Source organism: Methylobacterium sp. GC_Met_3 (genome assembly GCF_026540775.1).
GTDB lineage: Bacteria > Pseudomonadota > Alphaproteobacteria > Rhizobiales > Beijerinckiaceae > Methylobacterium.
The window spans coordinates 13,787-28,056 of sequence record NZ_JALNUL010000049.1 but is presented as its reverse complement, the minus strand read 5'-3'; the positions used below and the strand labels follow the sequence as shown (position 1 = coordinate 28,056).

The following is a 14,270-nucleotide window of genomic DNA, read 5'->3' as shown; positions in this document are numbered from 1 at the left end:
ACTGGCCGCCGAGCAGAAGGCCGCGCGCGATGCACGCTTCGCGGCCCGGAAAGCCAAAGCACGCCGATAGGCCAGCCCGGCCCGCAACGCGTGATGATGGAAGGACGAGAGATGTCTCACAAGTTCAAGATCGGTCAGAGTGTCCGCCAGCTCGGGACCACCTACGCCGGCAACAAGAATAGCGTCGTCGACGGCCTCTTCGAGGTGGTTCGCCTCATGCCAGACGATCGATCCGGTGAGCCTTGCTACCGGATTAGGTCGGCGGCCTGCGAGCGGGCTGCCCGGGAGGGCGAACTCACGCTCGTATCACTCGACTGATGTTGGATCACGGTGGCCCAACGCGTCCATGATCTGCGCGTGACCTCCAGACCCGCGAGCTCGGATCGCCGAAGCGCTGCCGCGAAGCCTACGACGATCAGCGCTCGGTCGCGCCCCCCGGCCAGGATGTCGGACAGGGTTGCAACGGCGCGTCGGGGATCCACCGCGATCCGCGGCCGTCTCTTGGCGGCCGGTCGACCGTGCACCCATTTGAGCCCACGCATCGCGGAAGGCCGCCAACCCGGTGTCTGAGGTGGGACCGGCCGGGGCGTAGGCCCGGCGGGTGTTCTCGGACCGCGCCTACTCGGCCCACTCGCTGGCGCAACCGGAAAAACCCTGCAGGCCCACCGGTGGCGGCAGGGTGAATTCCCTGCTCAAGGCTGAGTATCCTCGGCGAGTGGTTCGCCCTCGTCGATCGCCTGGACAATCTGTTTCCGCACGAGCTTCAGCGCCGCCTGCACCGGATCGGCCCAATCAGGCCGCTGAGCCTTCTGAATGGCCTCAGCCGGAACGACCACGAAGAACCGCGTCCGCCCCTTCGATCGAGCATGCCAAAAGCCACGGACCTCGATGCCGTCCGGGACCGGACGCGCCTTGACGATGAAGTCCTGCCCGGCGTGTGAAAAGGGGAGGCGCGGCGGCGTCGATGACATGCTGTCTTCTGGTGTCCGATAATTTCTTCTCACCGGTCCTTAGGACAACACCCGGGAACTGCCAACGGGACCGCCTGTAACGTGGTCATCGGGCAACGTTTTTGGATGCGCGCGTCTCGGCGGTTATCGACCCACTAGCCACGCCGGATCGGGACCTACACGAGGTCGGGAAACTCGTTCAGGTCGATGCGACGACACAGAACACGAGCGCGACAGCGGCGAGATCGTTGCAGGACAGGCGGTCGTAGCCTGTCGCGACGCGCCGCCTGACACCGACCCGAGGTGTGCCCGGTTGACCGTGAGGCAGGTGCGACTCGATCCGCGCCTAAGCCTCATCCGAGAGCCAAAACAGCCGTTCCATCGCGATCCTCCGGGGTTCGAAATGACAAACCCCGAAATAAAACGCGAGCCGCAGCGAATGGGTGTATGAATTTTCCACCTCAGACGTCAGGTACATTCGCTACGCGCTCAAATTAAGTCGATAGCGATAGGCATCTCCGCGGAACAGGCCCTCTACGTACTCGATCATAACCGAGTCCTGATTGTAGCTGTGGCGCTTGATCAGCAGGCACGGGAGCGGCCGGTCGAAGGCGAAGATCTTGCACTCGTCCGCCGTCGGCATCGTCGCTTCCACCGTCTGCTCGCAGCGCACGAGGCGGCCGCTCGGGTGACTGCTGAGGAAGGCGTAGACGGAGCCGGAGAGATCGCCGGTCTCGAGGGCTGGCACCGCGCGGATGTTGTACCAGGCGACCTCGCGTGACATCGGCACGCCGTCGCCGGAGCGAACGCGCGTCAGGCGCAGGAACGGGGCCGTCGAGGGCAGGCCGAAGATCGACGCGATCGAGCGGTCCTCGGTGACAGCCCGATCGAGAATGCGGGATGATGGGATCTTGCCCAACTCCCGCATCTCCTCCGTGAAGCCCTTGAGCCGGTCCATGCCCGGGCGCACGGGCTCAGGCGGACCACGCACGAGGAAGCCGGAGCGCCCGCGTGGCACAAGAAATTCGTTGTCGCTGAGTTCGGCATAGGCGCGCTGGACCGTGACGCGGCTGACCCCGAGGCTCTCGGCGAGTTGTCGCTCTGCCGGCAGGATCACGCCTGGCGGCAGCGAACCCGACAGGATGAGCTCGCGCAGCTGGCCTTCGATCTGCCGGTACAGCGGCATCGCCGTGTCGCCGCGCAGGCGCAGGAGAGAGAGCACCGAGGGACGCTCGTCTCCCGCGAAGTTCGGCTCAACATCATTGTTTGGGGTCCGATTTTTGGGGCGCACGTCCGATCGACCTCCGGTACAGATGCTTATATCGGACAGGCTCGGGGCGCTCCATGCGTGTCTTCGTCATTGGCAGCTTCGTGATGGCCTGCTCGGTCAAGGTCGCGCGGCTGCCGCAGGCGGGTGAGTCCCTCACCGGCTTGGCCTTCCTCGCCGAGCCTGGCGGCAAGGGCTTCAACCTCGCGCTTGCTACGCATCAGCTCGGCATCACGGTGGACGGACTCTTTGCAGTCGGCACGGACGTGTTGTCCCCGATGGTCCGCTCGACCTTCGCGCAAGTCGGGTTCTCCGAGACGATGCTGGTGCCGCATGCTGGCTCGACGGGCGCCGGCGTCGCCTTCGTCGATGCATCCGGCGAGAATTGCCTGGCGGTCTGCCTCGGCGCCAACCTGGCCCTCGGTGCGGAGGACGTCCGAGCCGTCGCCACCCGTGTTGGACAGGCGGACCTCGTGGCGGCGACCTTCGAATCGCCGGACGCCCCCATCCGCGAGGCCTTCGCCGTGGCTCGGACGCTGGGCCATCTCACGCTGCTGAACCCGTCACCCGTGCGCCCCATCGACCCGGCGATCCTAGCCGATACCGCGATCCTCGTCGTCAATGCGATCGAGGCCGCCGACCTTGGCCTGGGAACTCCCGATGCCATCGCCGACGCCCAGGGCGCGACGCCGGCCATTGCCGCGCTGCTCGACGGTGGGCTCGAACTGTTGGTGGTGACCCTCGGGGAGCGCGGCGCGATGGCGTTCCGCCCCGGATTGCCGCCTCTACACCAGCCGGCCTTCGCGGTGGCGGCAGTCGATACGGTCGGCGCCGGGGACGCCTTCACGGCCGGGCTGATGGCGGGCCTGCTCGCGGACGAGGCTCTCGACGCGACCCTGCGAAAGGCTGCGGCCTGCGGTGCGCTCACCACCTGCCGGTTCGGGGCCTTCGATGCCTTTCCAACCGCGCAGACGTTGGCCGCCTTCCTGGACGGCGCCGCGGTCTGATTTAAGCCGCGCCTAAGCACTTCGTCGTCTGCCCACTGAACAGCGCGAGCGAGGCGACGATGCTCAGCAACTCCGCTTGCCGCTTGGTCCCGGTCTTGTTGAAGATCGAGTTGAGTTGGGTGCGGACCGTGCTTGCCTGGACGCCGACGCTCTCCGCGTAGCTCTGCAGGCGCAAGCCCCCAGCCAGCGCCTGGAGCAGCCGGGCCTCCGCCGGGGTGAGGTCGAAGAGCATGTTCAGGAGTCCGTCAGCCGGAACTGCCCGCGCGCCGACGTGCACAAGGATGAGCAGCACCGCTGAGGCAGCGAAGACGTCGCCGGGGTGAGGCTCCAAGCGCATGACGTGGGCGATCTGAGGACGATGGTCGGAATAGCTGCGCACCGGCATGGTCTGCGCTGCGTGCCGGCCGCCAACGACGTTGCCGATCGCGTCCTGCAGCAGCTTGCTGTTGATCAAATTCTTGAAGAGCAAGCCGCCGTGCTGGCCCGGGGGCAGGACTTCCTCCCGCTGCTGCAGATGAGCATTCATGGTGAGCACCCGGCCCGAAGCCGACAGGACAGCGGCGGGGAGTCCGATCTGGTTGAGCGTCATGCCGGTGAGACGGGAGCGCTCACAGCTGAATCGGGCGCTGAGCTGGCAGGCGCGCACGAGGTGTGGTCGCAAAGCATCGAGTCTGGGCAGGATGGAGGCTTCATGGGGGCCGGTTTGGGCCCGACGTTCGGCGGTAATGATCGCCACCTCGCCAGTCGGCAGGGGAATCGTTGTCCCCACCTGCCAGAACGGCTTCTCGACATCACAGGGCCAGCCTGCACAGGAGCCCGGCACGAGGTCGACGTCGCGCATGAAGCCCGCATGGGCTTCGGCGCGCCATTGCGCCGTGTGCCCGCTGCTGCGCCAGGAGTTCGCGGCCGTCAGGTGACTGACGCGCGGCTTCAAAGCCGGCGAGGCAATCCAGCGGGGCATTCCAACGGGGGGCAGCACCGTGAGCACCGCGCCATCCGAGTTCGCAGTATCGCCAAGCGATTGGAGGACTTCCGGCCAGAGCTCGGGAGTGCCCGCAGCCTCGTAGATCCGGTCGATAAGCGCTTCCTGCATCGGCACGCACCACGATGATCTTGCTGGTCTCGGTAAGACCAATATCAGTCCAAAACCAGCATTGGCATCCCACAAACGGATGATGCCGCTGGCTAGGGACGGCGCGCCGAACACCTTTCCGGTCGGTCCGCTGTCCGTTCGCCGCACCGGACGCGGCGGCGACAGAGCCTCCGGAAACCAGGGGCGGACCTGCAAACACCGACAGATACGATGCTTTCCCGCTCGGCTGGGATGTCGGCCGCGAGCCTGTGAGGGCGCAGCGGGCGCCATCCGCCAGACGGAGGATGCTCAGCCTTCAGCCATCCTTAGACTGCCGGCGCACGGAAGGATCAGCCATGAAAACAATTGTCGCCACCCTCCTCGTCGTCTTGTCCTGCACCGGGTCCTGGGCCGACGAGCTGAACGACCTGCCGGACCTCGCCTGCGCCCAAGCTTCCTCGGCCCTGGAGCGTGATCAAATCGGGTGCCCGGACGTTGACGGTGCGGCAACTCTGCCGCGAGCGGCCGTTTCACCCCTCGACCGTGTGGAAGACGACTAGGCGCATTCCCGGCGTCATGGGTGTCATCGTTACAGCTCTGCTCGCCAGCGCGAGTCTTGGCATGTCCATCGCGGCGCCGATCGGGCCAGCGAGCTTGCTTTGCATTCAGCGAACGCTGTCGGCAGGTCTACCCACCGGCCTTGCTACCGGGCTCGGCGTCGCGACCGTCCATCTGACGTACGGGACCGTGATCATGCGCTGGGGCGCGGACCTCGCTCCGGCGTGGTCGAACGGGGGCCTGTTCTCCCTGGTCTCGGGCGCAGTGCTCCTCGCCCTCGCGGTCCGGGTGCTTCGCAGCGTCTCGGTGCTGCATGTGAGCAGCGAGCGCCGCGACACCCTGGCGGCGAGCTACGGCAGCGCGGTTGCGCTGGCCGTGGCGAATCCGATCACCCCCGTGCTGTTCCTCGCCGCTACGCCGGCACTCGTCGCGCGCGGGGCCACGCCGCTGCCCGTGCTTGCGGCTGGCGTATTCCTCGGCTCCTTCGGCTGGTGGGTCGTGCTGAATACCGCCGTGTCCCTGTTCCGGCGCTGTGTCACCAGTCAGGTTCTGAACCAGATGAACAAGGCCGCCGGCCTCCTCCTCGCCCTTATGGCGTTGAGCCTGCTGGTTCGCGGTCTGGACGGTAGCTCGGCGGGCGGTTTGGGCAACCCGAGCCGGAGCGGGGCAATCGGCGCGGTCGGCCATCCGCCGAGCCACTTCTAAGAGCCTGTCGCAGAACTCCCGCAGCGCGCTCGCAACGGCAGTGGCGGATGTAGGATGGTCCCTCTCTGCGGTGAGCATTCCGAACGCCGCCGGTCCGCTTTCGGGCGTTCTGGGCCTCGACGCGGACGCGAGGCGACTGACACGTTCGACGCCCACCTGCGCCCCGTTCAGCGCTTCCGCTCCAAGCCGAGCCGAGTCCGTGTCTGGCTGACGCTTCCCAAGACGAGGGCTTGTCCGTCGCGCCAGACGACGCGGCACACCTCGATTGCCCCGCTCTCAACAGGATCCACGGAAATCACCAAGTCCGGATCGATGCCGACCATCCCCCAATCGTCGGCCAGAGCAAGGTCGACAGGGTGCACAACCAGCAAAGCATCGGCCGATTGAAGATTTACCGCCGATAGCGGCTGATCGGTTCCGATCCCGGCGATGGACCGGATCACCGTTGCGCACAGGATCACAGACCCGAGCAAGACCGCGCGGTGCGATACCATCATGGTCAGGCGGATCGCGCGAAGGCGATCGGCTCCTTCGGCAGGCCCGCCAGCTCATCCTCGCTCAGGCCAAGGTTCGCGGCGATGATCTGCCGAGGGGCCAGCGCCAGCCACTGCGAGAGCGAACACTCCTGGTGCGCAGGACTGTCGTGCACGCCCACGAAGGTGCAGGGTTCGGTCCCGATATTCTCGATCATGTGCGCAGCGGCCTTCGGGACGTAGGCACAATCGCCCGGCATCAACTCCGCCGTGGCGAGCCGCTTCTCGGGCTCGAACACCGTTACACGCGTGCGGCCTTCGAGCAGGAAATGCCACTCGTTCGCACCCGGGTGCCAGTGCGGCGCGTGCAGGGCGCCCGGAAGCAGCGTCTCGCTGAAGCCCGTCATGGTGGTCGACATCGGGAACGTTCGGGCGGGCGCAACGCGCAGCGTCCCGGCCGCACACGCGATGACAGGCTGGGCCTGGGCGAGGGCGAACCGGTGGGAGGCCGCGGCGTTCAAGCGGCGCTCGTCGCGCGCGACGGCGCCGTCCAACGGGATGACCGGGCCCTGCGCGATGTAAACCTCGCCCTCGGGCAGATTGCGGCTGACCGCATCCGACAGGTTGAAGGCGGCCTGCAGGGTCCCGGGATCGAGGCGGCTGAGCCAGTCACTCAGGCCGAAGGTGCCGTGATCCCCGTAGAGGCCGTCATCGAAGGCGAGGATCGCGTGGCAGGACGCCTCGCCCAACGTCTGGATCGCATGGGCATGACCGGTCGGAAACGACCACGTGTCACCGGGACCAAAGTTCACGACCTCAAGGCCGCCGTCAGGATCGACGATCGTCACTTGGCACTGGCCGGCAACGACGTAGGCCCACTCCGCTGAGGAGTGCCAGTGCATCTCGCGCACACCGCCCGGGTTGAGGAACAGGTGTGCGCCCGCGAGGCCGGTCGCGATGGGCAGCTGGCGGGCGGTGAGGTCGCGGGCCCAACCGCCCGACGTCGCCTTGATCGTCCCGCCGTCGAGATGCCCGGTGAAAGCCTGGGCCGCACCGGTCTTGCGCGGGATCGTCCGGACGAAGCTCGCGGAAGACGAGGCCTCCTTGCCGGCTGCGCGACCATCGCCATCGGCCCCGAGCGCCCGGCCGGACGCGACGGCGCCGATACCGAAGGCAAGGCCGCCGAGAAAATAGCGCCGCTCTGTCTCCACGTGCCCTCCTCCGCCCCCGTGCGGCTTTCCGCCGATCGGAGGTGTTGTGCGCCCGCGCAATCTGAGCACGCGGAAGTGCCGCCGTTACGGTGGGGCATCGTTACGGTTCAGGCTGCATGTGTCCTCCACCGAATGGATGATAGACTGTCTTCGAAACGAGAAAGATTGATGATTGTCGGCAACAGCCGTCTTTCTCTCGCAATCACTGACGGATGCTGTTCCGGATGGAAGCGCCTTGGTCTCGGCTGCCGAACGATGGCGGCGAGGCACGATACGCCTGAGGAGGCCTCGGGTGAGCACGGCTCCACGAAGCCGCCATCACGCCGCAGGCAAGGCGCGCGTCGAAGCTCCATATGAGGTAGGCCATGTGCAATTTTGATCTGCGGGGCGGCGATGGTTGGCAATGAGAAGGCGATCCTGGCAGGCGGGTGCTTCTGGGGGATGCAGGAGCTGATCCGGCGCGAGAGCGGCGTGGTTTCGACGCGGGTCGGCTATACCGGCGGTGACGTACCGAACGCGACTTACCGCAACCACGGCACCCATGCCGAAGCGATCGAGATCACGTTCGATCCGGCTCAGACGAGCTTTCGGCGCGTGTTGGAGTTCTTTTTCCAGATTCACGACCCGACGACCCCGAACCGTCAGGGCAACGACCGCGGCCTGAGCTATCGCTCCGCCATCTACTACACAGATGATGCGCAGCGCCGCGTGGCCGAGGAGACGATTGCCGATGTCGAGGCGTCGGGCCTGTGGCCCGGTAAGGTCGTGACCGAGGTGGCGCCGGCAGGCCCATTCTGGGAAGCAGAACCCGAGCACCAGGATTACCTGCAGCGCCGGCCCGACGGGTATACCTGCCACTTCCTCAGGCCCGGCTGGAAGCTGCCTACCCGATCCTCGGCCCCGCAGGACGCTTGAGCGGGCACAACTCTCATCGTCGCGTCGCATAGATGATCCCGCGGAGCTGTGTCGACCGCCCGAACGGCGGTCGGGCGAGGACTGGTCTCTGTCAGCATGGCTACCGATCATCCGAGGCTGCGACGTGCCCGCGCCGGCTTCGATATCGCGCCGATCCAACCTCGATCGGCCGATCCTGGCCACCCTCGCCGCCCATGAGCGCTGCGCGCCAACCGCTGATCCGCTTCGATCGTGCCCGCTGCAGGGCGTCCGCGTAAGCGGGTTCAAGCTGCTCGGGGCCGTAAACCAGCGTGACGCCGCCGCTGCCGCACGCCTCTTCTCGGTTCAGGACAATCGGATAGCCGATGGCCTCGGCTGTCGTCCGCGCCTATGCGAAAGATCCGGCGCCGGCCGCGTATCCTGAACACGCAAGCGTACGCGGCGGCGCCCGTCAGGAGCCCCTCCCGGCTGCACGAGAGGTCGTCAGCTGCCGGGTCTCCGGTAGAGGCTATAACGAGGGCGCGCAGCTCTGCACTAATCTGGTCGCCGGATACGAGCCGCCTGAGCACGCGCGCTGCGAGACCATGAAGGGGTATGATCCGGTTCGGCGACCAGTCGCGCACCAGCCGTTCGAAGCGGCCGCGCACGAGCAAACGCGCCCCCACGCTGCGGCGAGGAATGTAAATCCGCAGGCGATCATCGCAGCACTCATCGGCTCCCCAACCAAGCGTGCGCCGCCCAAAGCAACTCCGATCATGCCGACGCTTGCCGAGATCGCGGAAACGACGTCGATCGGCAGGATCCATGCTGGTCGACATCAGCCTCAAGGCCGTCTCGGAGCCGGACACGACGATCAGGGTCGGAAATGGACGTGTCAGTCCATCCGCAGCCTTCGGCGCGCGGATCGCCGAGATCTCGGCTCCAATCGCTGGAACGCGGTTTACGACTGGATCATGCGATCGCCGCCAGGGGAAGGTCCGCTGGCGCTGAAGTGGTCACCGGCGCTGGCGCGAACATCTCAATATCGTCCACGAACTGCTCGACGATCGAAGCCGAGTTTGCGAGACACACCTGCAGGTAGGAAGCGATGGACGGTGCCTGCGCGAAGCCTTCGGCAATAAGCCTCTCGTTGGCGAACGAGAGATCAAGAGCGCAGAACGCATAATAGGCTCTGGTTGCCAAAAGCATCGCCCTCGTGGACGCGTCCTTCAAGCCAAATACTTCTGCAAAGCGCTTGCGCAGGTGCGCGCGATCGCGATCAAGATCGAATTGTCTGAAGGCGCGGATGCCGTCAGTGGGTTCCGCCTTCTCGAACGCGGCGATGACGTCGGCCCAGCGCGTGCGGCCGATTGCACCGGAGGAGAGGTGATAGAGCCGGTGCTTGAGGTCCGGTTTCATCAGAAGACCGGCGAGCGTCTCGGCGACCCAGTCGGCCGGGACGATATCGACGCAACTTTCGGGGCTGCATGGCAGCATGCGCAATGCGTCCGCGGCTCGCAGCACCCAGAGGATGCTCGAACTCGGCGCGGCACCGAGCGTCGAGTGCCCGACGACGATAGACGGCCGAGCGACGATGATCGGGAGGTCAGGAAACTGTTCTGAAAGCGAGGTCTCCGTGGCAGCTTTCGACTCCGTGTAGCCGACGATGTGCCGAGCGTCCGCTGCCGGATAGGCTGTCTCTTCCACGAGACTCGGCGCGTCGGCGCCGCAGATCATCGCCGTGCCCACGTGCAGGAAGCGCTGCAAGTCCGGCATGGACTGAGCACGACGCGCCAGCGCAAGAGTGCCGTCGTGGTTGGTCTTGAAGACGCGCTCCCCGCCCCACCAGGACGTATCAGCGGCGAGGTGCAGGATGTGGGTGCATCCGTCGAGCCGCGGATCCATATCGCGGTCGGCGCTGGTGAAGTCGCCGGGCACGATCTCGATCTTGCGGGCAAGGCGTTGGGCTGTGAACGGATCGGTGAAGCGCTCCAGGCGCGCGGCGATGCGTTGGCGCCCCTGCTCGACCCCCGCGCAGCGCACGAGGCAGACCCAAGTCGTGTCATCGTCGCGCCCGAGCGCGTGATGTAGCACGGCGCCGCCGATCAGCCCGGTCGCGCCCGTCAGAAGAATGCGTGCCACGGTACTCTCCACTCCTGTGGGAGAGTCATAAGCAGAAAACCCTGGAAACATTTCGGCCAAAAGAGCTTAAGACGCAGAAGCGTTACACGTGTGCCTAAAGCGAAACAGTAATCACAATCTCGTGATGGCGAATCCGTGTGACACACCTTTGGCTAGTCAACACAGTCGGATCAAGGGCTAACCCGAAAGGAATAGATTGCGCCGATCGCAACCGTGAGTTCGTTGGGCGTACCAATGCGCCGTACGATCGGACTTCTGGACGCCGATGCGATGAGCCGGTCGTAACGGATGTAGCCCAGCGTCTGCCAAGCTTCCGACCAATCATAGCCGAGACTCGCTGTCGCTCCGGCCGAGCGTGGTCCGGCCGCGGCACGATACGGCGCAAGCATCGGATTCACGAGGGTCGTTCCCACGGGAACATCGAAATCAAGACGCAGCGCGGCCTCGTCACCGAGGACGAACCGCGGGCCCATGCTGAGCGTGAATTGCCCGACGTGGCTCACGAGATCGGCACCCAATTTGGCGATGATCCCATCATGCGCACGGATCCCTTGAGTCACTTCCGCCCGCAACCTGACGGTTTCAGCGATCGGCCAAAATTCACCGAACACACCGAGCCCCACGGTCACCGGCAGTCTGGGCAGGCCAGCAAGCCGATGGTCGTCGTTGCGGAAGCGGCCCTCGCGAAAGTCCAGTACGGCACCGGCCTGCAGCCGTCCCTCTCCAACGAGCGTGACATCGAGGCCGTCATCCGGTGACCACCACTCGCGGGGTTCGTCGGCTTTGCGGAACGACAGGTAAGGCAATCCCCAGAGCCCGACCTGTTTTCCGCCCTGGAAACGGGGGCCGGCCCCAACGAAGCCTCCGGCGGAGACAATGGTGTTGGGCTCGAACAATGCGCGGAGGTCATCAGCCTGCGCCGGTGCTGGGAGAGCCACTAGAGCTGTCGCCACGCATAAGCCCAGGCACGTGGAACGCTGCTGGCCGCTCACCGTCGAGGTCCTCCGGTCACCTTGGCCATACAGATGGCGACCGTGACACGCCAATCCTAAAGGCAGGCCAAACGTCTCGCTGCGTCACTCTACCCTTGGCACCGCCTTGCAGCGCTTTCCTTGCAAGGGTCGAGATCCGTTTTCGACGAACCGTCATTGCCAACTGAATGGCGGTCGCGGGCGCGAACTGGCCGACCGCTCCTGCCCGCAAGCGGAATGGCTGCTTCGGGATCGGCCAAGCGCGAAAGCGGACAGTGTGTCGTTTGTACCTATGCCGGGCGTGCAGGTGGCTGTCGGACACGTCACAAAGGCAGCTCATGGTCGATCGACAATTCACCGCCACTCGGGGAGGAGCGTAGACTTGGGCACACAAAAACCAGTCGCACGCAACACTCACTTATCGCATTCGCGCGGCTGAACAATTATGCCAACTCGTCTTCCCGTTCCGTCGATTGCCAACGTATACCAGCATGATCAGCTTGATTTGGCCGAACATCGGAACTGCGGCGGGTACTGAGGGTGCAACTCCTCGCATCGAGCATGTTGCTAATCCGCAACTCCTGTCACCGGATATTTCCAGATTGTAACTGATCTAACTCAATCTCTGGACGCGATAGTGATGCGTCTCAGTGAGATGTGTTTGATATAAGAATTATTCTAAGAATTATTCTAAGAATCACTGTAGAATGATTGCCTTATTGGCATCGGATTAGATCTTGATCCGCATTGTATCTCGCTCGTAACTCGTGATCGGGGATCGAATAGATTTCAGTACGGACCGGCTTCCGCAAGAAGCCGCGGAGTGAATGATGGACTGGACTTTCAGGTGTCGTTTCCTTGGGCTTCTGCTGACGAGCACCCTATCTGCCACGGCCGCGCATGCGCAACGAGGGGTAGCTCCGACCGAACTTGTCGAGGTCGTCACCCTCGACCAGCTCACGGTTGAGAATGCGGGCAACCGTCCGGAGCCTCAGGGTGGCGTCACCGTGGGTTATCTGACCACGCAGACACGCAGCGCGACCAAGACCAACACGCCGGTCATCGACATCCCACAATCCATCACCATCGTTCCACGGGAGCAGTTCCTGGATCAGAATTACCAGAATTTGACTGAGCAGCTGCGGTTCGTACCGGGCCTGATACCCGCGCAGGGCGAGAGCAACCGCGACCAGGTCCTGATCCGCGGTCAAAATACCAGCGCTGATTTCTATATCAACGGCATCCGTGACGACGTTCAGTATTTCCGTGACTTGTACAACATTCAGCGCATCGAGGTCCTGAAGGGGCCGGACTCGCTCATCTTCGGCCGCGGCGGCGGAGGTGGCGTCATCAACCGCGTCCTCAAAGAAGCGGATGGCTATCGCGTCCGGGAGATCGTCGCTGGCGGAGGCCAATTCGGCGACAAACGTGTCGCCGTCGATGTCGGCGATCGGATCAGTGACAGCGCCTTCTTCCGCCTGAACGGCGTGTTCGAAGATTCGGGGACCTACCGCCAGTTCGGCGACCTGACGCGCTACGGCGTCAATCCGACTGCCACCTTCCTCATCGACCCGCAGACGACGTTGAAGCTCTCATACGAGTACTTCCACGATCAGCGCTTTCCCGACCGAGGCATCCCCTCGCAGTTTGGCCGCCCCTACCGGTACCGTGACAACATTCGGACCTTCTTCGGCAATCCGAACGTAAACTTCACGAAGGTCGATGCGAACATCGCCACCGTTCAGCTGGACCACCAGTTCGACTCGGGTGTCGAGATGCACAGCCAGTTCCGGTTCGCGGACTACGACCGATACTACGTCAACACGCTTCCAGGCAGCGCCGTGAACGCCGCTGGGACCGCCGTGACGATCACCGGCTACCGCAACGAAACGCCGCGGACGAACTACTTCAGCCAGAACGATTTCACCTACAAATTCCTCACCGGCGACATCAAGCACACCCTCCTCGGTGGGTTCGAGCTCGGCTATCAAGAGGGACTGGCCTACAGGCAGTCCCTGTTCTTCGGGAACAGCCTTGCGAGCAGCGTCGTGGTCAATCCGCTCCGCCCGCTGACCTTCGCGCCGACCTCCCTACGCAACAACGGTACAACGGACTCGAACGCGCGGTACAGCCTCGGCCTCGCGGCCGTGTACGCCCAGGACCAGATCGATATCACCGACTGGCTGCAGCTCGTCGGCGGCCTGCGCTACGATCATTTCGACTTCGCCTCCACCGACCGGCGCACCCTGCTGACCAACAACCGCGTAGACGATCCGATCTCACCGCGCGCCGGTCTCGTGCTGAAGCCGCTGCCGAACCTCGCCCTCTACACGAGCTACAGCGTGTCTTACCTGCCCTCGTCGGGCGACCAGATCGGGAACTTCACACCGGGCTTGGTCATCGCCAAGCCGGAGCAGTTTGAAAACACCGAAGTCGGCATCAAGTACGACGTCAACCCGCGCTTCCAGCTCACGGCCGCGGCCTACAACCTGGACCGGTACAACCAGCGTCTGGCCGATCCCAACAATCCCGGCTTCTTCATCCTTTCCGGGAAGACCAACACCCAGGGCTTCGAGATCGGCGCCAACGGGTATGTCACCGATTGGTGGCAGATCGCGGGCGGCTACGCCTTCACCGATGCGCGCATCGCCAGCGCGACCTCGGCGACGATCGTGACCGGCAACACGGTCGGCTTGGTCCCGTTCAACGCCTTCACGCTATGGAACAAATTCGACCTGACGCGCGAATGTGCCGTCGGCGTCGGCATCCTCAATTACTCACACACCTTCGCCGCCTCCGACAACACGGTTCGGCTTCCAGGATACACCCGGATCGACTTGGGTCTGTTCTATAACATCAGCGAATCCGTCCGGGCACAGGTCAACATCGAAAACCTGTTCGATCGGCGGTACATTTCCACGGCGGACAACAACAACAACATCACGCCCGGCGCTCCCCGGACGATCAGGGCGCAGATCATCGCTCGGTTTTGAAAGCAGCAGATGACCTGAAGTGTTCCGGCAGCAAGGGTGTGGACTCTT

The 14,270-nt window shown here is 64.4% G+C and carries 13 protein-coding genes and 1 pseudogene; 6 read left to right on the top strand and 8 right to left on the bottom strand.

Translation table 11 applies throughout. The features are described 5' to 3' along the window. Positions 1–318: hypothetical protein (locus OXS27_RS27550; protein ID WP_346733019.1), on the top strand; the 318-nt coding region annotated here is incomplete at its 5' end. A 374-nt stretch (positions 319–692) separates the two neighbouring features. Here the strand turns inward: OXS27_RS27550 and OXS27_RS27545 are convergent. The 3 genes and pseudogenes from OXS27_RS27545 to OXS27_RS27535 all read right to left on the bottom strand — a co-directional run bounded on the left by OXS27_RS27545 (position 693) and on the right by OXS27_RS27535 (position 2,136). After that, positions 693–971, bottom strand: a complete 279-nt coding sequence (locus OXS27_RS27545; protein WP_243920210.1) for a hypothetical protein — start codon at positions 969–971, stop codon at positions 693–695. 247 nt (positions 972–1,218) lie between these two features. Continuing rightward, positions 1,219–1,332 (bottom strand): annotated as a pseudogene (locus tag OXS27_RS27540) (IS5/IS1182 family transposase); the annotation flags it as partial. Positions 1,333–1,431: 99 nt separating this feature from the next. Further along, complete coding sequence (locus tag OXS27_RS27535) at positions 1,432–2,136, bottom strand: GntR family transcriptional regulator (protein ID WP_243920258.1); 705 nt, start codon at positions 2,134–2,136, stop codon at positions 1,432–1,434. A 158-nt stretch (positions 2,137–2,294) separates the two neighbouring features. On the opposite strand from OXS27_RS27535, the gene OXS27_RS27530 reads away from it, so the two are divergent. Beyond that, complete coding sequence (locus OXS27_RS27530; RefSeq protein WP_267360415.1) at positions 2,295–3,224, top strand: ribokinase; 930 nt, start codon at positions 2,295–2,297, stop codon at positions 3,222–3,224. Position 3,225: 1 nt separating this feature from the next. On the opposite strand, the gene OXS27_RS27525 is transcribed toward OXS27_RS27530, so the two are convergent. Beyond that, positions 3,226–4,317, bottom strand: a complete 1,092-nt coding sequence (locus OXS27_RS27525; RefSeq protein ID WP_267360413.1) for a helix-turn-helix transcriptional regulator — start codon at positions 4,315–4,317, stop codon at positions 3,226–3,228. Positions 4,318–4,652: 335 nt separating this feature from the next. Here OXS27_RS27525 and OXS27_RS27520 point away from each other — a divergent pair, with 335 nt between their 5' ends. Next, on the top strand, positions 4,653–4,856 hold the full coding sequence (locus tag OXS27_RS27520) for a hypothetical protein (protein ID WP_267360411.1): 204 nt from the start codon (positions 4,653–4,655) through the stop codon (positions 4,854–4,856). Between the two features lie 61 nt (positions 4,857–4,917). Continuing rightward, positions 4,918–5,559 (top strand): LysE family transporter, encoded by a 642-nt coding sequence (locus OXS27_RS27515; RefSeq protein ID WP_267360410.1) that lies wholly within the window; start codon positions 4,918–4,920, stop codon positions 5,557–5,559. A gap of 167 nt (positions 5,560–5,726) precedes the next feature. On the opposite strand, the gene OXS27_RS27510 is transcribed toward OXS27_RS27515, so the two are convergent. Together OXS27_RS27510 and OXS27_RS27505 are read right to left on the bottom strand one after the other, a co-directional pair. After that, a complete protein-coding gene (locus OXS27_RS27510) occupies positions 5,727–6,056 on the bottom strand; it encodes a hypothetical protein (RefSeq protein ID WP_267360408.1) in 330 nt (109 codons plus the stop codon). Between the two features lie 2 nt (positions 6,057–6,058). Beyond that, on the bottom strand, positions 6,059–7,243 hold the full coding sequence (locus OXS27_RS27505) for a cupin domain-containing protein (RefSeq protein WP_267360406.1): 1,185 nt from the start codon (positions 7,241–7,243) through the stop codon (positions 6,059–6,061). Between the two features lie 393 nt (positions 7,244–7,636). On the opposite strand from OXS27_RS27505, the gene msrA reads away from it, so the two are divergent. Beyond that, on the top strand, positions 7,637–8,158 hold the full coding sequence (gene msrA / locus OXS27_RS27500) for a peptide-methionine (S)-S-oxide reductase MsrA (protein WP_267360419.1): 522 nt from the start codon (positions 7,637–7,639) through the stop codon (positions 8,156–8,158). Positions 8,159–9,088: 930 nt separating this feature from the next. On the opposite strand, the gene OXS27_RS27495 is transcribed toward msrA, so the two are convergent. Together OXS27_RS27495 and OXS27_RS27490 are read right to left on the bottom strand one after the other, a co-directional pair. After that, complete coding sequence (locus tag OXS27_RS27495; RefSeq protein ID WP_267360404.1) at positions 9,089–10,258, bottom strand: SDR family oxidoreductase; 1,170 nt, start codon at positions 10,256–10,258, stop codon at positions 9,089–9,091. Positions 10,259–10,428: 170 nt separating this feature from the next. Further along, positions 10,429–11,154 carry a MipA/OmpV family protein gene (locus OXS27_RS27490; RefSeq protein ID WP_243920222.1) on the bottom strand — a complete coding sequence of 242 codons (726 nt, stop codon included), beginning with the start codon at positions 11,152–11,154 and terminating at the stop codon, positions 10,429–10,431. Positions 11,155–12,059: 905 nt separating this feature from the next. On the opposite strand from OXS27_RS27490, the gene OXS27_RS27485 reads away from it, so the two are divergent. After that, positions 12,060–14,222: a TonB-dependent siderophore receptor gene (locus OXS27_RS27485; protein WP_267360400.1), complete on the top strand. Its 2,163-nt coding sequence runs from the start codon at positions 12,060–12,062 to the stop codon at positions 14,220–14,222. The last annotated feature ends 48 nt before the right edge of the window (positions 14,223–14,270 follow it).